The sequence below is a fragment of the Acidovorax sp. BLS4 genome (assembly GCF_032929295.1).
Lineage (GTDB): Bacteria > Pseudomonadota > Gammaproteobacteria > Burkholderiales > Burkholderiaceae_C > Paracidovorax.
The window spans coordinates 2,549,721-2,569,371 of sequence record NZ_CP136797.1 but is presented as its reverse complement, the minus strand read 5'-3'; the positions used below and the strand labels follow the sequence as shown (position 1 = coordinate 2,569,371).

Here is a 19,651-nt window from a genome sequence, read left to right as displayed (position 1 = left end):
GGTTCGCAGGGTGTCAAGTGACGGCGAGGGCCGTCTCAAGTCATAGGTTTGCAGTCATGTTTTCACTCCACTGCGCCGGAGGGGCGCGCACATAGCCACCGCCGCAGTGCGGCGGACGAAATTGAGCTTTTTTGGGGAGTGGGAGAGCAGTACGTAGGCGCGAGTTGGCCCGCAGCGCTCGCGCTTGACAGCGCGTCTGTACGTTTGGACAATGCAGACAAGCAGAACCATTTGCTTGCACGTCAAAACGCCCCGCTACCGCTGGAACGGTTTCGGGGCGTTGTGCTTTCCCAGCTGGCAGTTACGGCGACATGCTGGGCTCCTTGAACGAGATTGGTTGTTTCTTCATTGCGGGGAATGCAGCCTTGGGCTGCCGAGAAATGAATTTATGGCTGTTCGGACTGGCTATCTGCCAAGTCGGTCATAGATGGAGTGTGAGCAAACCGAAGTTCATCGGCATTGCCAAGCAGACCGGGTTTCAGACCCAGTAAAACTGCGATTTCGTGGCTTTGACCTCGGATGGCAGCCTTGCGTCCGGCAAGGATTTGATAGGTCAATTGGGCGGAAACACCGCGCACACGTGCCCACTCGCTCACGCTGATCCCACGTTTCTTGAACTCAGCGCGGACGTCAGCAACGGTACAAACTGGTACGATTTGCGTCATGACGGGTCAAAAAGTTTCGAAAACGGGCAAGTTTGTTCTGAATTCAGGACATCATAGCGAACCGCCCGGCTGCGTCAACTCCCAATCGTTCGGGAGCCGGCTAAGAGAAGAGCGAGAGCGGCTGGGGCTAAGTCAGACGCAATTTGCCGACGTCGGTGGTGTTGCCCGCACCACTCAGCACATCTATGAGACCGACATCCGATCCCCCGATGTGGCTTACCTAGAAAAGCTGCGCGGAATCGGTGTTGATGTGTCGTACTTGGTCATCGGCTCGCGGCAGGCCGCTGCCGGTGGCGACACACTGACGGTCAGCTACCCAGCGCTGCTGAACATCTATCGGATCGTGGATGAGTTTTGCGTAGATGAAGATGGCGCGCCTCTGCCACTGGAGGTTCGAGCTCGCTTCTTTCAATTGTTGTGTGCGTCGCTCAAGGACAAAAGCGGTCAAGACCAGAGCCTGGATTCCTTGCGTAATGAACTACGCAGGCTGACGGGCACTTGATGATGACTGTTGCTTCTAGATTGAAGGATGCGGCCAAAGGGTTTCTTAAAGCGCGTGATCGCTTTTGGTCCGGCGTCTGGTGGACAGGATGGCAAATTCGGCGCAATGAGAAAAAGCTGGCAGATGCTTTGGAGGAGTTCGGTGAGGACTCAATGCCTGTGCGTCAGCTCACTGAGCGGCATCGCAAGCTTGTAAAGGGCGCCATGTACTGGAGACCTTCCGATCCTGTTGTCATTCGCGTCCTTGAGGCTAGCGAACGGGCCGGGGCATCCAGGTCTGACCTTCGAGTCCTGGCTCTGAATCGAGATGTAGTTCGGGTCAACCACAAGGTGCAGGTTCGTCGAGGTTGGGGCTATACGCTTCTCGCGATGTCTGCTCTGGGGATTTTTCTGGCAATTTGGCTGATGCTGATGGCCCAAGTCGCCTCCTCACCTGCCAGATGGGAGATAAAGGCCGCCATCGCAGGGGGGGTTACGCTCTTCTTTTGGCTGATTTGGCCGGGATGGGGCTTGTATACGACTCGAGCGCTTGATGCTGCAGCGAGCGCGGGCGAAACCGTTGAGCGCATTGGGGTGCAGCACAACGTTGAGAGTGCTACTGTCATTTCAATGCAAGAGCAGCGTCAGCATCAACGTTAGCTTTGCAACGATTCTCACTAACGCGGTCTCTTCACAAACGGATGGTGCAGATGAACCCTGCCTTGTGATACGCGCCCTGCCCGACACAGTTCGGTTTGCAACCAGGACTCAATGGCTTGGCTGAGTACGGTTATCTAATACGCCTGCCGCGTCTGGTAACCCGATCAAAGGTAAACACATGCTCTTGGGGTGACTCCACGCAGCAGCCAAATAGCCGACGCCGTTCTTGACCCTCCCCGTAACGCAACTCAACCGCTGCTGAGCACTCGGGACAAGTGGCTGTGTACCGAACCAAACCGATAACGCGTTCGTCCCCCGCCCTGAAGCTTTCCAGTTGAGCGGGAGCTTCCTTCCAACTGACCAGCAGCTCCGACGCCGGAGCAATTCGATCTGAAAGCAGCCACCAGCCATCGCGGATTGCTTTTCCCAAAATCCAACTGATCAAAATTGCCAATACGGCAAAAGCCAGGTCGGAAGTTGCCAATGGCCGATGGACAAAAAGGTGCAACCACCCAACTCCTGCCAGTGACAGTACGCACAGCGCGGGCAAGAGGATGGTGCTCCCAAATGCCAAGCCCCGAACTGATTTGATGTTGAACGATCCTTTGCCAAGCAGTGGCTTAGCGATGAATGAGCACTTCACTAAGCCTGCTTCAGCGTACTCGTACTTGATCTGTTGTTTGTCGGTATCTGAGAGGACTTCAACCAGTTGATCATCGGGTCGTCCCTCCGCAGCGTCATCATTGTTTTCGATTGAGTAGACCTCCAGTAGCCATCGCGCACGATGCCGACCACCGGGAGACAGTTTCTTTAGTCGAAGCGCATGGCGGAAACCTCGTCCCTCAAAGAAGGCTTCGACGCTTGATCGGCGACTTTCGAGATAACGGGTCAAGTTAGCGTTTTTGACCTTGGTCGAGGACGCTTCATAGTCTTCCTGCTCCGGCATATCGCAAGCCTCGGTGAGCTCCTGTGCATCGAATTCAGGCGGCTGTCCCCCCTTGGAATTGGCACTTAGGGTGATGGATTCGCTCACCAATGCGCGCACAAGCCTCGATGCCGTGGCTTCATCGCGCTGTACGTCCAGCCAGTCGCGCAGACACAGCAACAGATCGCGAAAAGTGGGCTGGGTCAACCCGTTGGCAACCGGTTCAGGGCTGGTTGGCAGGGATTCGGATCGCAACACTTGGTTTTCCTTCACTCAACTCTTGGAATCCCTATGTTGTCACTATTCGCATTGCACGAATCCAATCGCTTTGTTCATGTGAGCGAGGTCGAGCGTGGCTTGGCCTGTGATTGCCGATGTGCTGTTTGCGGTGAACCGGTTATTGCCCGGCAGGGCGAACTCAGGGAGCATCACTTTGCGCACAGCTCGAACGCTGAACCCTGCGCTTCTAACTACGAATCAGATCTGCACCGCTTTGCCAAGAGAGTAGTCATCGAAGCCCGAGGGTTGGTAGTCCCAGTGACTCCCGCTGCATCTCAAGCGCTGGGATTCGGCGGACGGTTAGATCCATCTATCCTGTTGGCATGCACTGACATCGAGGAGGAAGTTGTTGTTAAAGAGTTGCGGCCCGACTTGTTGGCGGCGACGGCTGCAGGGGTGACGGTGGCCATTGAAGTCGCCTACTCGTCTTTTTGCGGTGCGGACAAGTGCCTAGCCTATGAGCAACTAAAACTACCTGCTTTGGAGATTGATCTCTGTGCGTTCACCCCCACCGCCTTTGATGTTGCCAAAGTCAAACATGCCATCTTGGAAGATGTTGCGGGAAAAGCTTGGCTCTGGCCCGAGAACGTTGAGGCCGAGCAGCCGGTAGATGCTTCTGCTGAGAACGCCCCTACGCAACGCTTCCTCCCGGAGGAAATCGTGACGATCTATGGACGTTGGATATCGGTAAAAGAGCTGCCCAGCGGAGATATCGCCATCAAAGCGGTGCGATATGACCCAGACGTTGTCTCTGTTGTACGAACCGTCGCACGCGCACATTTTGGTCGGTACCGTGAGGCGTACCATAGCTGGGTCATTCCACGCTTCAGGGCGCAGGAGGCTCGGTTGCAGCTGCGCACCATTGCTTCAGCCGCATAGTGCCGAACATGACTTGGAGCGCTTGGCGGCATGTGAACACATGGCGAGCCTACCTACTGCAATGAGCTTCGCACCATGAACGGCATAAACTATTTGTTTCTAGAAGCGAACTGGGTTAGGGAAGCACTTCTGTGTGGAAATCAACAAGCCATGGCCCAACGCCACTGTAGTTCGCACCTGCCCCACGCCCAGGCGCCGTATGGCAGGTGCTACATGACGCGCAACAACTCATTTGCTTTGGCATGTGGCATACCACTTGACGCGCGAGGGGAAAGCCGGCGCCAGCCGGTTTTCGCGCCTGAGGCTCGGCGTGGCCAATTGCTTGTCGATTGGAGCATAGCGCGGCTTTCGACTTAGCAGCTAGCTACCCTTCAACGATCTGGAAGACGCATCGGATTGCATTCGTTCAGCGTTAAGTATGCCTCAGCTTGCCTCCTTGTCCGAATAATCCGGATTTCGCATTCAAGGAACATTTCTCGCGGACTCCACCGCTGCGCAAACCTGCGCACGCCAATTGCACTACGCGCTATGGCCATCGCAAAGGCAGTACATTTGCATGGCCCCATTGAGGAGACAACTTCCATGTCACGCCTGAAAGACGAGAGCCTTTCCATCCGCACCTCCGCCGATATCAAGAAGCTCTTGCGCTTAGCGGCTGACCGTGAGCGTCGATCAGTTGCTTCTATGATCGAAATCCTTGTGCTGGAATACGCCCGTGCGCACCACCTCAAGCTGGGCAATCAACATAAGCCAGCTGACGGAGGCGCATAAGAATGGCGAAAGCCGAAGCGCAAGCGCGCATCAAGATCAATAGGCTGCTGGAGTCCGCTGGTTGGCGCTTTTTCGAGGATGCCAAGGGTAAAGCTAACGTGGCTTTAGAGCCGAATGTCAAGCTGAGCCAGGACCAAATCAACGATCTGGGCGAGAACTTCGAGTCAACCAAAAACGGCTTTGTTGACTTCCTGCTTCTGGACAACAAGAGCTTTCCGCAGGTTGTCCTGGAAGCCAAGTCTGAAGACAAGAATCCTCTAGTGGGCAAGGAGCAGGCGCGCAAGTATGCTAGGTCGTTGAACTGCCGGTTTGTGATCCTTTCAAACGGTAACCTTCACTACTTCTGGGACTTAAAGCAGGGGAATCCGCACGTCATTACTGTTTTCCCTTCGCCTGACTCCCTCCAGAGTTACCGGAAGTTTGAGCCTGATCTGAAGCGACTGGTCGCTGAATCAATCGGGTGCGACTACATTATCCAAACCCAAATGCCTGCTTACGAAAGAGAGGCCGGGTGGCTCAATGTTGACGAACGTCAGGACTTCATAGCGAAAAACAAGCTCCGCTTTCTACGCATTTATCAAAAGCAAGCACTGAATGAAATTCAAATTGCCGTAGCGGGTGGGGCTACCCGCTTCCTATTTGAAATGGCGACTGGCACTGGCAAGACTCTGACCTCTGCTGCCGTCATCAAGCTGTTCCTTCGCACGAGCAACGCCAGACGCGTACTGTTTCTGGTGGATCGACTAGAGCTGGAGGATCAAGCTGCCAAGGCGTTCAAGGACTATCTGAAGAACGACTACGCCACAGTCATCTACAAAGAACGCCGTGACGATTGGCGTAAAGCAGAGATCGTTGTCACCACGGTGCAGTCGCTGTTGTTCAACAACAAATACAAGCGCCTGTTCTCGCCCACTGACTTCGATTTGGTCATCTCGGACGAAGCCCACCGATCCATCGGCGGCAATGCCCGCGCGGTGTTCGAGTACTTCGTTGGCTACAAGCTTGGCCTGACAGCGACACCGCGCGACTATCTGAAGAGCTTTGACGCGAATAAGCCCAATACCCGCGACCCGCGCGAGCACGAGCGCCGCCTGCTGCTGGACACATACCGCACCTTCGGTTGCGATTCCGGGCAGCCTACCTTCCGCTACTCGCTGCTGGATGGCGTCAAGGACGGCTTCCTGATCAACCCTGTTGTGGTCGATGCCAGGACCGACATCACCACCAAGCTGTTGTCCGAGCAGGGCTATGCTGTGATGGCTCCCGTCGGCGAGGATGGGCAGCAGGAACAAAGCTTCGTTTCTAAGGACTTCGAGAGAAAGTTTTTCTCCAATGCAACTAACGAGCTGCTTTGCCAGACCTTCATTAAGAACGGTCTGCGTGACCCTGTGACAGGCGAGTTCGGCAAGGGTCTGGTGTTCGCAGTCAGTCAAAACCATGCAGCCAAGCTCACCCAGGACTTGAACGAGCTGGCGGAAGTGCTTTGGCCCGGCAAGTACCAGTCAGACTTTGCGGTGCAGGTCACATCCAGCGTGGCGGATGCACAGCAGTACACCATCAACTTCACTAACAACAACCTGTTGGGCTGGGGCAACTTCAATGCCTCATACAAGACCAGCAAGGCACGCGTCTGCGTCACCGTGGGCATGATGACCACTGGGTACGACTGCCCGGACATCTTGAACCTGGCATTGATGCGCCCGGTGTACTCGCCGTCCGATTTTGTGCAGATCAAAGGGCGCGGCACTCGCAAGCACAACTTCCTTGAGCAGTTGTTCGATGACGATCTGAAGCCACTGATCACCGAGCCTGAAAAGACCCGGTTCAAGTTCTTCGACTTCTTCGCCAACTGCGAGTACTTCGAGGAAAAGTTCGACTACGACGAGGTTCTGAAGCTCCCGGCCCGAAGTGCTGAGGGTGATGGACAGGGTGGTGAGCCACCACCACCTCCGCGAACTACTGGCATGTACGAGCACACAGGCGTCGATGCCATGCACCATGTAGCCGAGCACCAAATCGGCCACGAAGGCATGAAAATCGATCGAATGTTTTTCGAGAAATTCGAGGAGCAGGTCAAGGCAGACCCAGTGTTGCAACATCAAGTTGAAAACGAGCAGTGGGAGCTGGCCCTAGACTATGTGGCCAGCCATCTGTTCGACAAACCGACAGAGTACTTCAACCTGGAAAAGCTGCGTCGCGCAGCTGGAGTAGATCGGCGTCTGAGTCTGAAGGAAATCTTGCAGAAGATCTTCGGCCTGATCCCATACTTCAAGAGCAAAGATGAATTGCTGGAAGATGAATTCCAGGAGTTCCTGCTGGCCAACCAGAGCAAGCTGGCTGAAGACCAGGGTGCAGCGGTCTTGGCCATGAAGTACTTCTTCAAGGCGTATGCCACCGATGCAGCACTGCGGGCCATCATCGACGACAAGCGCTTTGGCGAGCTGAACGTCAACCCGGCCTTCGGCGTGGGTGACCTACGTGCTGTGCCGTCTGAGTGGCGCGAAGGCATACCTGAGTACGTCAAAGACTACGTACCGCTAAACCAATTTATGTAAGCCGCCGTAGGCGGCTGAGCTAGAAGAACAACACCATGCTGGATACCGACACCAAACGCCGAATCGATTCCTGCCGAGACATCCTCGTCGGCAAGGTGCCCGACCCCAAAAGTCAGGTCGAGCAGATCACCATCGCACTGATCTACAAGTTCATGGACGACATGGATGCCCAGTCAGAAGAGTTCGGCGGCAAGCGCAGCTTCTTCGTCAATGGCTTTGAGAAATACAGCTGGAGCAAACTGCTGGCGCCTAGCCTGGGCGGCCAGGACACTTTGAACCTCTACTCTGAGGCCATTGGCAAGATGACCGAGAATACGCACCTGCCTGCGCTGTTCCGAGACATCTTCAAAAACGCGTACCTGCCGTACCGCGACCCGGAAACGCTGAAGGCGTTTTTGAAGGAAATCGATGGATTCTCCTACGACCATTCCGAGCGATTGGGTGACGCCTTTGAATATCTGCTTTCAGTGTTGGGTAGCCAAGGCGATGCAGGTCAATTTCGCACGCCGCGCCATATCATTGACTTCGTAGTCCAAGCCGTTGGACCGAAAAAGAATGACAGGATTCTGGATCCCGCTTGCGGCACTGCGGGATTTCTGATCTCGGCGTACAAGCACATCCTCCGGGAGAACTCGCCAATCAAAGAGCAAAACAACTGGCAAATGCAGCAAGGAGCTTCAGTTGCGGAGACATCAATTGAAAGCCCAATGCATTATAGCGGGAGTCTTTTGACTCCCGTTGAGCGTCAGAGAATTCACCAAAACATCAAAGGCTTCGACATTTCACCCGATATGGTGAGGCTTTCATTAGTAAATCTATATTTACACGGCTTCCGATCGCCACTAGTCGAAGAGTATGACTCCTTAACTCAGGAGGATCACTGGCAAGAGAGCTATGACGCAATTTTAGCCAACCCACCGTTTATGACCCCAAAGGGTGGGATCAAACCGCACAAAAAATTCAGCCTACAGTCGAAGCGCGCTGAGTTACTTTTCCTTGACTATATTGCAGAACACTTGTCACCCATAGGGAAGGCCGGAGTAATTGTTCCTGAAGGCATTGTCTTTGTTGGTCAATCGGCTTACGTCGGGATGCGGAGGCGATTAATTCAAGAAAAATCTTTGATCGCAGTTATTGAATTACCTCACGGCGTTTTCAAACCGTACGCTAGTGTTAAAACGCATATTCTTATCATTGACAAACAATTCGCCAAAAGTACGGAGAGAATTTTATTCATTAACATTGGTGCGGATGGGTATACGCAAACAGACACAAGGCAAGCCGTTGAGGACAACGAACTTCCTTCGGCCCTAGAGCTGATAGAGAATTTCAGGCGAGGAAAACTAGAAGACACCTCTCAAATTTCACGACCGAGCTTTATCATGGTTAGCAGAGAAAATATTCTCGCTTCTGCTGGATGTCACCTAGTTGGAAGGTGGTACATGCTTGAACGCACATTTCAAGATCTTCGAAAACGTATGCCGGGGGCAAAAGAACTCGGCAAGCTTTGCTATATTCACAGGGGGAGACATTCAAATATGAACACACCTCCTGGTGAATTTCCGCTCGTGGTTCCTGCAACAGATAGGAAGGCGTCGGTAGATTATTCGTTTGATTTCAAAGCTAGCTGCATCCCGCTCGTTTCATCTTCGGGTCATGGTAAGGCCGACATCAAGCGCCTACATTATCAAGAAGGCAAATTTGCTCTAGCAGATACGATGTGCTGTCTAGAAGCAATGAATGCTGAGGAAGTAGAGATCAGATACGTCCATGAGTACTTATCCAAGTTCAAAGATGAGCTCTTGGTACCGATGATGTGCGGAGCCACGAATGTCACCTTGGACGAGAATGCGCTAAAAAAAATTCTCATTCCATTGCCACACATCGACGAGCAAAGAAGAATAGTCCGCGGAATTTTAGCGAAAGAAGCTGCCGATAAGCTGAGCGCCATTGGGGATGAGATCAATTTTGGCATTCCATCATCCGAGGATGTTGTATCGGAGATCAGGAAGCAGATTGGAAAACTGCTAGCCATTCAAGAAGTATCCCCTTCGTTGAATATCTCATAATAAATTTTTTTTGGATCGCTGTTAAAAGTTAAGTGTCGCATCCCGGACGATTGCATAGACTCCAAACGCTATCCAATCTTCATGGCCCGAGCGAATCTGCAAGAGTTGATAGAGTCCTTGCAATCCATCCAGGGAGTGGAGCCATGTTGATAGCCCTGCACAAGAACGCCCGCACCACGCCCGCCGTGCGTGCCGAGATCGCACCCAGTGATGAACCCGCCAGCGTCCTGGCTCAGCGCTTTGGGATCATTGAGCAGAGGGTCTACAAGTGGAAGACGCGTTCCGTCTTTGCAGACCGCTCTCACACTGCCCACCACCCGCAGACGGTGCTCACGCCAGCACAAGAAACAGTGGTGGTTCACTTGCGGCGTACCTTGCTGCTGCCTTTGGATGACCCGCTGGCCGTGACACGGGAGTTTCTCCGCCAACCCGTCTCACGCTCCGGGCTGGACAGGTGCTTGCGCCGCCATGGAGTGGGGAGCATCAAGGCCCTCAAGCCCCAGGAGCCTGCGGTGGCCTACAAGGCCATCAAGAGCTACGAGCCTGACTATGTGCACATGGACGTGAAGTATCTGCCCAAGATGCAGGACGAATCGCAACGGCGCTACCTGTTCGTCGGCATCCAATGGGCTACCCGATGGGTGTTCGTGTAACTCAAGACCAACAAGACAGCCGCCAGTGCGCAGTCCTTTTTGAAGGCATTGCACAAGGCATGTCCTATCAGGATCACCAGACTACAGACCGACAACGGCAAAGAGTTCACGGACCGTCTGTTTGCTAGCAAGGAACGCGAACCCAGCGGCAACCATGAGTTAGATCAACTGTGCCAAGAGCTGGGCGTAGAGCACCGATTGACCACAAGCCCAGGACGCCCAGAACCAACGGCGTGGTTGAGCGGTTTAACGGCCGCATTGCTTATGTTCTGAAGACCCACAGGTTCAACAGCCGCGAAGACATGGAGCAGACCTTGCTGCGCTGTGTGGCCTTGTACAACCACCAGTTGCCGCAGTCAGCGCTCAAACGCAGTACGCCGATGCAGGCCATGAAGGAGTGGCACGCATCTCACCCGCACCTGTTTCTCAAGCGGCCATATAACCGTCCGGTATGCGACAGCTAGGTACTTTTGACCGCAACCGAGAAAGGGCGCGAGCCAACCTAAGCCATTCTCCAACGCACGCAACTGGCAGTTCGGTTTACATGTTTGCACCCCAGTTTTCGTAGAGCGCAGCGGTAGCAGAGGCTGCTGTCGGTACGCTGAATAAGTTACCCCAACATATTCGTTGTGGTTCAACCTGGTCGAGAACTGGTACGCCCGCATTCCGCGTGACTTCGTCATTCACGGCACCTTCACTTTAGTCAAATATCTCGCCAAGGAAATGATGCTCTGCATCCATCGGTAGAACAATAAACAAAAACCGTTGAAGAGGAAATTCGCTGATTGAACTCGACTTATCACATCCCATTCTTTGGATTCGGTGAACGAACTGCTGCAATCTGACATCTCCGGTCACTCGCCAGCAAAGCAAAGAAGCTCACCACCACTTTCGGTGGGGCCAATCCAATGGCTCCGAGTTGAAACTAGCGCTAGATATTTTTCTCGGCGCATCACACCCAGATGATTTTCCCCTTGCGCAGAAAAAAATGCGACCTACACCCGCCCGTCAGCCAGACCGAAGGACGTAGTGTCGGCAGCCCCTGGGCGTCGACCTCCAGACTCCACCTCGGCTTAACCTGGGGCAGAAGCGGGAGCTCGACAGTCTGACCACAGCCGCAGGGGCAAAGCATGACCGCTGACCATGGCTCACCCCCCTCGGTGAGCAGCACGAGGTCAAGTCGCGGCAGCGAGGTGGGCGTGTCGCCCTCCACGACCACCGCGACCCGGCGGGTTGGCGCGGCCCATGCCTTAAGCGCCTGCCAGAAACCGCTGACCCAGCGCATCAGACGCCCTCCGTGCTAAGCGCCGGCAGGCCCAGCAGCGGCTCGGCTGCACCGCTGGCAAGCAGCGATGTCGGCTTCGTTTTGAAGGCATCTTCGGCCGTAAATTCCTGAATGTTTTCCGCGAGCATGAAGTCCGTCCGGGCGTAGAGACCATTCGGCTCATGGCGGTAGGGGTACGCACGCGCAATGAATTCCAGCACCCCGGCGCTGGACGCCCGCATGTTGAGCGCGATGACGGACGGTGCCTGCTCCGGCAGCCCCTGGATGTAGCCTGCTTTCACCTGTTCGGCGTGAGCCGCAGGATCCACCTCGGCTAGCGATTCGGCAAGCAGCGTCTCGGGCGTGTAGACACTACGGTCACGCAGAGAACTGCCGCCCGGAAAAACGTAGTCGATGCGGCCGCAAACCTCTGCGATGGCGACACCATCCCCCATTGTCCGGGTTGGAATTGCGACGCCGATATCGATGAGCGGCAGCAGGAAGGCGGCCGCGATGCGGTCGGCCACCATGCGCCCCCGGAGCGAATCAACGCAGCAGAAGATGACGTCGGCTTGCGCGGCGGCCAGCACCGCGCCCCTTGTCATGACGTTGGCATCTACCCCCTCGAAGTAGGGCACCTCCCGGTACTGGTTGGCGCGTTCACTGAACGTGACCACTTTCGAGCGGCCGGCGACGGCGTCGGCGAGAGTGGTATTCAGTATCCGATTGAGGTTCTTTCGCTCCATACGGTCGAAGTCGATACCGATCACGCGCCCAAATCCCAGGCGGCACACCTGCTCTGCCGCAGGGGACCCGGTGCCGGACACGCCGATGATGCAGGCCGTAAGCCGCGAAAGCTCGCTGGTCATGTCGGACGTGAAGGCCATCGGGCGCTGCGCTGAGTTCAGGAGGTCGTCGCGCCACCAGTAGCGGATATCGTCGCCGGCGACCGACACCATGTCCACGGGCGTGTGGCTGCCGTGCTGGTCATAGAGCCTTGCGAAGATGCAGCCATTGGGCAGCATCACCGCGGAACCGTGCAGCCCTTCGAACGCATCGAAGATGCAGGGCATGATGCTGCGGTCGCTTTCGTCGTCGGTATCGGAGAACGCCGCGTAGCCACCGGGATGGGAGTGCAGGAGCAGGATGCCATGGCGATCGCGTTCCGCGACATCAATCGCCTGTTCGACATAGCTGCCCGGCCAAGCCAACGTGCGGTCTGTGCGGTTGGTGCAGGCCTCGTGCGGCACTTCGATAACGTCACGGACCAGGATCCGCAGGCGCGGGCCAGGCACGCGCGTACAGATCAGGATAGCTGCTGCCTCCTTGCCGTCGCCGGGGAAGAGGTGAGCCAGCAGCTGCGCATGCGCGGCCACCGTCAGGGTCAGAGTCGCACGCGGGATCATTCGTCCAACTCCTTGGCCAAGCAGGTGTCGACCAGCACCATGTGGGACCGCACATTGTCGGTGTGCTCATCCCATTTACTGGCCTCCGTACGGTGGCGCGACCAACCCTGGAACTCCATGCCACCAATCATGGCCCTCACCTGAGTGCTGGGGATCTCGGCGCCGTTGGCGCGGCGCACGAACGGCGTGAAGTAGAACATGTCGATTTGAGTGACCGGGTAATCTCGGTGGATATCAAGAGCCAGGGTGACCACCGAGGGCGCATAACCGACCGGTAGTTGGTAGTCGTGTATCAGCAGCCAGCGGCGTTCGGCTTCGAGCACAGTCTCCCAACGCAGACCGAGGTCGTCGAGAAACTTCTCGTCGTCGGCCAACACCTTGAACTGACGGCGTGCCGCCAGCGTCTGGCCGTCGCCGTTGATGACAGTGCGCTGCATCAGGCGGATCTTCTCGATCCCTGGGGTGCGCAGGTCGACCACGTAGTCGGGCGTCACCTTCGTCTTCTCGCCCTGCACGATTAGCAGGATGTCCCACGACTTCGGGTCGTAACCTCCGCGAGCCAGCGCGTCCGCAACCTTGACCTCGGGCTTGTCCCATTCCTGTATCACGCCGTGGACCTTGAGCTTCCAGACCTTGGTGACCTTGGCGAAATTTTCAACGCCGGGTTCAGCGAGATCAATACGCTCGGCTGGCAGCACCACGGCTGCAACACCATTGCGGAGGATCTCGATTTGCTGGTTGTCGGGCACAGCCGCCAGCTCACGGATCAACTGGCCGGAAATGAAGCGATAGGGCCACTCGTAGGAGTCTTCGCCGACGCCGAAGCGGTAGAGGCGGTCGCCGGTAGCCAAGACGAACTTGGTGCCCAGCGCAAGATTTGCCTGCTCGTGCAGGCGGATGGTTTCGAGACCGCCGGTCTTGAGGACCTGCAGCACGATATGGTCGGCGTCAGCCGGACGGCCTGCGGCGGCAAGTATGTCCTTCCCTTCTAGAGAGTGGCGCGGCACAGGGACAGCCTCGACTACGCATAGTTCATCACGGATCACGTGAATATCGTGTGGTTGAGCGTTGGCGGTGCCGAGCGGAGCTGCGGCGGGGAGAGTCGTTTCCATATTGGTAGACCTTTCTGCTTCAGTGAAGCTGTTTAACTTCGCTCGCGACTTGATGCCTCGAGCTGGGTTAGATCGTACACTAAAACTTCTGCTTAATGCAAGCAGTTTAATCAGAATCAGCGGATTGGCTTGTACTTGAACTCGATGCCGCCCGACTCGGCACCTTCTTCGACGCGTAGAAGATAGCCTTGGGCCACCAGCGTCTTGAGCCGGGTGCTTGCGTTGGGAACAGAAATGCCCAGGTCAGCTGCAGCTTGGGAGGCAAGCGCTTCCCCTTTGCCTAGAACGTACTCGACTAAGGTGCGAGTCGCGGGCGTGAGGTCAGGGCCTATCACCTCAAACTGCTGGCCTGACCAAATCACCAAAGGCTGATCTTTCGCCTTAGCGGCATAGCTCCAGTTGTCGATAAGGTCGCGGTTCTTAAGGTCGGTGAGATAGAAGCCCCGCTCGCCTCTAAGCTGCTTAGCCAGCGAAACAACACTGTCACGTGCGAAGGAAGCGTCCGTTGCGGTGATGCCATCAAACGAGATGCCGAAGACGCACACACCATGCTTTCCCTCTACAAAATCCGATAGCTTTCGGAAGGTATCCCTACCTTCGCTGTTCCCGAACGGCCTATCGCTATCCGTGAATGTCCGAAGCTTCACAACGATGGAGTTCTGGTTCATATAGTTAATTTAATCGCCGATTGTACGTCCGTCAAGCTTGAAGTCGAAGCTGATATGAGTACCATCAATACGAACTAGGTTCGTGTATGGGGTGTAGCGCATACGTTCGGGCCGATGGTCGATGCATAGTTCAAAGTCTTTTTGTCGCACAGAAATCCTAGCGTGATATTTCCGAGCTTGGTCGCCCGACATCTTCAGACCCGTGCCTCGGCCATCCTCATCTACTTGGCTGATTTGGCCCGTGGAAAACACCTCCTTGAGCAAGGCGATGCCTGAATGTTCGTTTGACCTTGTGATGCGCGCCGCGATGTCTGGATATCGCCTATGCAAGATAGGCTGAAGCGTGCCGACGATACCCAGCCCGTTGTCAGAAATCACCACCTGGATACGTGTTCTTTGTCTATAGGCCTGCAATCCTGCGAAGCCTGCGAGACTTGAGTGTGAGTGATCCAACACGTTTTTGAACGGTTCGCCGATGACGGTCAAGGCCAGCGTCGAGTAGCTCTCGCTGACACAATTTACGAAGCTACGTTCTAGGAGACGTGGAATCTCGTTGTTCGGCTCTGCCGGGTCGATGGTGCGGAGCTCAATTACGCCATCGTTTTTGCCTTGATAGAGTGCCCCGCGTCGAGCATTCGGCCGCTTTGGAAGGACCGCTATATTCGATCCGAGCACTTCGAAGAAGTCCATTCGATCAAGGTAGCTGCGGGTGCTAAGACATTCACTGAAATCCAGAGACACTCGCTTTCCCGCAGCGTCAAGCTGATTACATAGTGCCAGCAGCCTGGCAAGCGCGTCGAGCAGCAGCCTGGACTCCTTTTTGAACACGAAGACCACACTTTCGCAGTCATCATGCCAAGGCGTGCAGCTTCTAGAAAGGATGGCCTCGAAATCCTTGGAAGACAGCCATGTGTCTTTGGGGAACTCTATTTGTAGCTCTTCAGAGCCAATCACCGACCATTCAAAGTCATCGTTTCGGAGAAACTTGTCGCTGTGTTCGTACAGGATCTTGTTGACTGCAGCTTTCTCCTGACCCAGAACGGCGGCCATATCCTTGGCTTTAGTACCAGGATTTTTGCCGAGATATGTCAGTAGGTGCCACCACATCTTCCGATGATAAAGGTCTTCGCGAGCGGAAAAGCAAGACGTGTTGGATTGACCGGTAACCTGCAGATGAGGGTACTACTGGGCGGGACGCGGGATGCTCTCGTTGATCAAACTAAAAAACACCCAACATGATTGGGCGTTTTGTTTAGCGCTATTTGCAAGTGCTGAGAATATTTGCAAGATCAACGAGAACCTACAACGTCAAACATCGATATTCCCCGCCCGCAACGCATTCGTCTCGATGAAGTCCCGCCGCGGCTCCACCTCGTCGCCCATCAGCATGGTGAACACCCGGTCCGCCTCGATCGCATCGTCGATCTGCACGCGCAGCAGGCGGCGCACTTCGGGGTCCATCGTGGTTTCCCAGAGCTGCTCGGGGTTCATTTCGCCCAGGCCCTTGTAGCGCTGGCGGCTGGTGGTGCGCTCGGCCTCGGAGATCAGCCAGGCCATGGCCTGGCGGAAGTCAGACACTTTTTCTTCCTTCTGCTTCTCGCCTTCGCCGCGCAGGGCCTTGGCGCCCTCGCCGACCAGGCCGCGGAAGGTGCTGGCGGCTTCGGCCAGGGCGGCGTAGTCGGCGCCGTGCACGAAGTCCTGGGTGATCAGGCTGCTCTTGACGTTGCCGTGGTGGCGGCGGCTGATGCGCAGGATGGGCTTGTCGGTGCGCACGTCGAACTCGCCGGCCACTTCGGCGGGGATGCCGTTGGTGGTCAGCTCGCGCAGCTTGGCCTGCAGCTGCACGGCGCTGGCTTCGGCGTCGGCCACGGTGTCCAGGTTCAGGCTCACGCCGTCGGCGATGGCGCGCAGGGCCTCCTTGTCCATGAAGGCGGACAGGCGGTGGATGACGGCCTCGGCGAGCTGGTGCTTTTGCGCCAGGGCGGTGAGGGTGTCGCCGGTCAGGGTCTGCGGGCTGGCGCCACCGGTGGTCACGCTGGCGTCCTTGAGCGCGATGCGCAGCAGGAAGGTGTCGAGCGCGGGGGCGTCCTTCAGGTACAGCTCTTCCTTGCCGGCCTTGACCTTGTACAGCGGCGGCTGCGCGATGTAGATGTGGCCGCGCTCGACCAGCTCGGGCATCTGGCGGTAGAAGAAGGTCAGCAGCAGGGTGCGGATGTGGGCGCCGTCCACGTCGGCGTCGGTCATGATGATGATGCGGTGGTAGCGCAGCTTGGCGGCGTCGAAGTCGTCCACGCCGCTCTTGCCGGATTCCACCGCGGCCTTGCCGATGCCGGTGCCCAGGGCGGTGATGAGCGTGACGATTTCATTGCTGGTCAGCAGCTTTTCGTAGCGCGCCTTTTCCACGTTCAGGATCTTGCCGCGCAGCGGCAGGATGGCCTGGAACTTGCGGTCGCGGCCCTGCTTGGCGGAGCCGCCGGCGGAGTCGCCCTCGACGATGTAGATCTCGCACAGCGCGGGGTCTTTTTCCTGGCAGTCGGCCAGCTTTCCGGGCAGGCCCATGCCGTCCAGCACGCCCTTGCGGCGCGTCATTTCGCGGGCCTTGCGGGCGGCTTCGCGGGCGCGGGCGGCTTCGATGATCTTGCCGCACAGGATCTTGGCGTCGTTGGGGCGCTCTTCCAGGTAGTCGGTCAGCGTCTTGGCGACGATGTCCTCCACCGGCGCGCGCACTTCACTGGACACCAGCTTGTCCTTGGTCTGGCTGCTGAACTTGGGCTCGGGCACCTTCACGCTCAGCACGCAGCACAGGCCTTCGCGCATGTCGTCGCCGCTCACCTCGACCTTGGCCTTCTTGGCCAGTTCGTGCGCATCGATGTACTTGCCGATGACGCGGGTCATGGCGGCGCGCAGGCCGGTCAGGTGGGTGCCGCCGTCGCGCTGCGGGATGTTGTTGGTGAAGCACAGCACCTGTTCGCTGTAGCCGTCGTTCCACTGCATGGCCACCTCGACGCCGATCTCGGTACCGGGAATGCCGCCGTAGGTTTCGGCCGGGCGCGCGCCCGTGGCGTAGAACGCGGTGGGGTGCAGCACCTTCTTGTTGGCGTTGATGAAGCCGACGAAGCCCTTCACGCCGCCGGCGCCGGAGAAGTCGTCTTCCTTGCCGGTGCGTTCGTCCTTGAGGCGGATGCGCACGCCGTTGTTCAGGAACGAGAGCTCGCGCAGGCGCTTGGCCAGGATCTCGTAGTGGAAGTCGTTGTTCTCTTTGAAGATCTCGGTGTCGGGCAGGAAGTGCACCTCGGTGCCGCGCTTGTCGGTGTCGCCGATGACCTTCATGGGCGAGATCTCGACGCCGTTCACGGTCTCGATGATGCGGTTCTGCACGAAGCCCTGGCTGAACTCGAGCACGTGCACCTTGCCCTCGCGGCGCACCGTCAGGCGCAGCATCTTGCTGAGCGCGTTCACGCAGCTGACACCCACGCCGTGCAGGCCGCCCGAGACCTTGTAGCTGTTCTGGTTGAACTTGCCGCCCGCATGCAGTTCGGTCAGCGCGATCTCGGAGGCCGAGCGCTTGGGCTCGTGCTTGTCGTCCATCTTCACGCCGGTGGGAATGCCGCGGCCGTTGTCGGTCACGCTGATGGAGTTGTCCGAGTGGATGGTGACGACGATGTCGTCGCAGTGCCCGGCCAGCGCCTCGTCGATGGAGTTGTCCACCACTTCGAAGACGAGGTGGTGCAGGCCCGTGCCGTCGGACGTGTCGCCGATGTACATGCCGGGGCGCTTGCGCACGGCCTCCAGGCCTTCCAGGATCTGGATCGCGCCTTCGCCGTAGCCTTCGCTGGCGCCCGCCTGCTGGGTGTCGATCTTGGTGAAGGGCTGCGCTTCGCCCGCGCCGTCGGAGGAAGGCTCGGGCAGGGTGTTCTCAGCGGTCATGGATGGCCTTGGGGTCCGTGGAAACCGGGGGGTTTCCTGAATGTTCAATAAGGGTCAAATCGGCCTCCAGCGCATATTCTTCTAGGGCATGTAGCTACAAAAAGCATAGCACTCACCCCCGGCGCTGGAAGGCGGGTGCATCAGATGCGCATGGGCATCACGACGTACTTGAAGGTTTCGTTCTCGGGGATGGTCAGCAGCGCCGAGCTGTTGCCGTCCGACAGCTCCACCTTCACCATGTCCTGGCCCATGTTGGCCAGAGCGTCGATGAGGTAGGTGACGTTGAAGCCGATCTCGATGGTGTCGCCGCCGTAGTCGATGTCGAGTTCGTCCACGGCCTCTTCCTGCTCGGCGTTGTTGGACGCCACGCGCAGGGTGCCGGGCTCCAGGTTCAGGCGCACGCCCTTGAACTTGTCGCTGGTCATGATGGCGGTGCGCTGCAGGCTGGCCAGCAGCGGGGCGCGGCCCAGGGTCACGCTGTTCTTGTGGTTCTTGGGGATCACGCGGTTGTAGTCGGGGAACTTGCCCTCGACCAGCTTCGTGACGAACTCCATGCCGCCGAACGTGAACTTCGCCTGGTTGTTGGCGAACTGCATCTCGATGTGCGGCTGGTTCTCGCCGCCCGCATCCGACAGCAGGCGCTGCAACTCCAGCACGGTCTTGCGCGGCAGGATGACTTCCTGCTTGGGCACTTCAACGTCCAGCGTGGCGCTGGCGAAGGCCAGGCGGTGGCCGTCGGTGGCGACCAAGCTCAGCTGCTGGCCTTCGGCCACGAACAGAATGCCGTTCAGGTAGTAGCGGATGTCCTGCACCGCCATGGCGAACGACACCTGGCCCAGCAGATCCTTGAGCACCTTCTGCGGCACGCTGAAGGCGGGGCCGAAGGCGGCCGATTCCTGCACCAGGGGAAAGTCCTCGGCCGGCAGCGACTGCAGCGTGAAGCGGCTCTTGCCGCCCTTGAGGATCAGCTTGGACTGGCTCGACTCCAGGCTCACGGTCTGGTCGCCAGGCATGGTCTTCAGGATGTCGATCAGCTTGCGCGCGCCCACCGTGGTGGTGAAGTCGCCCGTGTCGCCGCCCAGCTCGGCGGTGGTGCGGATCTGGATCTCCAGGTCGCTCGTGGTCAGCTGCAGCGCGTTGCCCGTCTTGCGGATCAGCACGTTCGCCAGGATGGGCAGGGTGTGCCGGCGCTCGACGATGCCGGACACCGATTGCAGAACCGCGAGAACCTTGTCTTGTGTTGCCTTCAGGACAATCATGTCGTCAACCTTTGGTGGTTTTGGGAAACGTGCCAGGACGGCGGCATGGGCCATGCCCCCTCATGCCGTCCAGTACGCC

The 19,651-nt window shown here is 57.3% G+C and carries 15 protein-coding genes and 1 pseudogene; 7 read left to right on the top strand and 9 right to left on the bottom strand.

Annotated elements, in window-relative coordinates:
• Positions 1–386: 386 nt before the first annotated feature.
• Positions 387–665 (bottom strand): DNA-binding protein, encoded by a 279-nt coding sequence (locus tag R1Z03_RS11960; RefSeq protein ID WP_317359985.1) that lies wholly within the window; start codon positions 663–665, stop codon positions 387–389.
• Between R1Z03_RS11960 and R1Z03_RS11955 the strand changes: the two genes are divergently transcribed.
• On the top strand, positions 664–1,167 hold the full coding sequence (locus R1Z03_RS11955) for a helix-turn-helix transcriptional regulator (RefSeq protein ID WP_317359982.1): 504 nt from the start codon (positions 664–666) through the stop codon (positions 1,165–1,167). The two genes, R1Z03_RS11960 and R1Z03_RS11955, sit on opposite strands and share 2 nt — an antisense overlap.
• Positions 1,164–1,805: a hypothetical protein gene (locus R1Z03_RS11950; protein WP_317359979.1), complete on the top strand. Its 642-nt coding sequence runs from the start codon at positions 1,164–1,166 to the stop codon at positions 1,803–1,805. The genes R1Z03_RS11955 and R1Z03_RS11950 overlap by 4 nt, the downstream gene beginning before the upstream one ends.
• A 130-nt stretch (positions 1,806–1,935) precedes the next feature.
• On the opposite strand, the gene R1Z03_RS11945 is transcribed toward R1Z03_RS11950, so the two are convergent.
• On the bottom strand, positions 1,936–3,003 hold the full coding sequence (locus tag R1Z03_RS11945) for a hypothetical protein (protein ID WP_317359977.1): 1,068 nt from the start codon (positions 3,001–3,003) through the stop codon (positions 1,936–1,938).
• Positions 3,004–3,021: 18 nt separating this feature from the next.
• On the opposite strand from R1Z03_RS11945, the gene R1Z03_RS11940 reads away from it, so the two are divergent.
• The 5 genes and pseudogenes from R1Z03_RS11940 to R1Z03_RS11920 all read left to right on the top strand — a co-directional run bounded on the left by R1Z03_RS11940 (position 3,022) and on the right by R1Z03_RS11920 (position 10,400).
• Positions 3,022–3,888 (top strand): competence protein CoiA family protein, encoded by an 867-nt coding sequence (locus R1Z03_RS11940; RefSeq protein WP_317359974.1) that lies wholly within the window; start codon positions 3,022–3,024, stop codon positions 3,886–3,888.
• A gap of 582 nt (positions 3,889–4,470) precedes the next feature.
• Complete coding sequence (locus R1Z03_RS11935; RefSeq protein WP_317359971.1) at positions 4,471–4,659, top strand: hypothetical protein; 189 nt, start codon at positions 4,471–4,473, stop codon at positions 4,657–4,659.
• Between the two features lie 2 nt (positions 4,660–4,661).
• Positions 4,662–7,214 carry a DEAD/DEAH box helicase family protein gene (locus R1Z03_RS11930; protein WP_317359968.1) on the top strand — a complete coding sequence of 851 codons (2,553 nt, stop codon included), beginning with the start codon at positions 4,662–4,664 and terminating at the stop codon, positions 7,212–7,214.
• Positions 7,215–7,249: 35 nt separating this feature from the next.
• On the top strand, positions 7,250–9,283 hold the full coding sequence (locus tag R1Z03_RS11925; protein WP_317359965.1) for an N-6 DNA methylase: 2,034 nt from the start codon (positions 7,250–7,252) through the stop codon (positions 9,281–9,283).
• A gap of 143 nt (positions 9,284–9,426) precedes the next feature.
• Positions 9,427–10,400: pseudogene (locus R1Z03_RS11920) on the top strand (IS481 family transposase).
• A 488-nt stretch (positions 10,401–10,888) separates the two neighbouring features.
• On the opposite strand, the gene R1Z03_RS11915 reads toward R1Z03_RS11920, so the two are convergent.
• The 7 genes from R1Z03_RS11915 to dnaN form a co-directional block, all read right to left on the bottom strand.
• Positions 10,889–11,221, bottom strand: coding sequence for a DUF6527 family protein (locus R1Z03_RS11915; protein ID WP_317359962.1), 333 nt, complete (start codon positions 11,219–11,221; stop codon positions 10,889–10,891).
• Positions 11,221–12,606: a ThiF family adenylyltransferase gene (locus R1Z03_RS11910; protein WP_317359959.1), complete on the bottom strand. Its 1,386-nt coding sequence runs from the start codon at positions 12,604–12,606 to the stop codon at positions 11,221–11,223. Before R1Z03_RS11910 ends, R1Z03_RS11915 begins: the two co-directional genes overlap by 1 nt.
• Positions 12,603–13,718 (bottom strand): E2/UBC family protein, encoded by a 1,116-nt coding sequence (locus tag R1Z03_RS11905; RefSeq protein WP_317359957.1) that lies wholly within the window; start codon positions 13,716–13,718, stop codon positions 12,603–12,605. Before R1Z03_RS11905 ends, R1Z03_RS11910 begins: the two co-directional genes overlap by 4 nt.
• A 116-nt stretch (positions 13,719–13,834) precedes the next feature.
• Positions 13,835–14,386: a helix-turn-helix domain-containing protein gene (locus tag R1Z03_RS11900; protein ID WP_317359953.1), complete on the bottom strand. Its 552-nt coding sequence runs from the start codon at positions 14,384–14,386 to the stop codon at positions 13,835–13,837.
• A gap of 9 nt (positions 14,387–14,395) precedes the next feature.
• On the bottom strand, positions 14,396–15,436 hold the full coding sequence (locus R1Z03_RS11895) for a hypothetical protein (protein ID WP_317359950.1): 1,041 nt from the start codon (positions 15,434–15,436) through the stop codon (positions 14,396–14,398).
• Positions 15,437–15,694: 258 nt separating this feature from the next.
• Entirely contained in the window at positions 15,695–18,313 is a 2,619-nt protein-coding gene (gyrB, locus tag R1Z03_RS11890) for a DNA topoisomerase (ATP-hydrolyzing) subunit B (RefSeq protein WP_284409883.1), read from the bottom strand.
• Positions 18,314–18,453: 140 nt separating this feature from the next.
• On the bottom strand, positions 18,454–19,572 hold the full coding sequence (dnaN, locus tag R1Z03_RS11885) for a DNA polymerase III subunit beta (RefSeq protein WP_284397642.1): 1,119 nt from the start codon (positions 19,570–19,572) through the stop codon (positions 18,454–18,456).
• Positions 19,573–19,651: the final 79 nt, after the last annotated feature.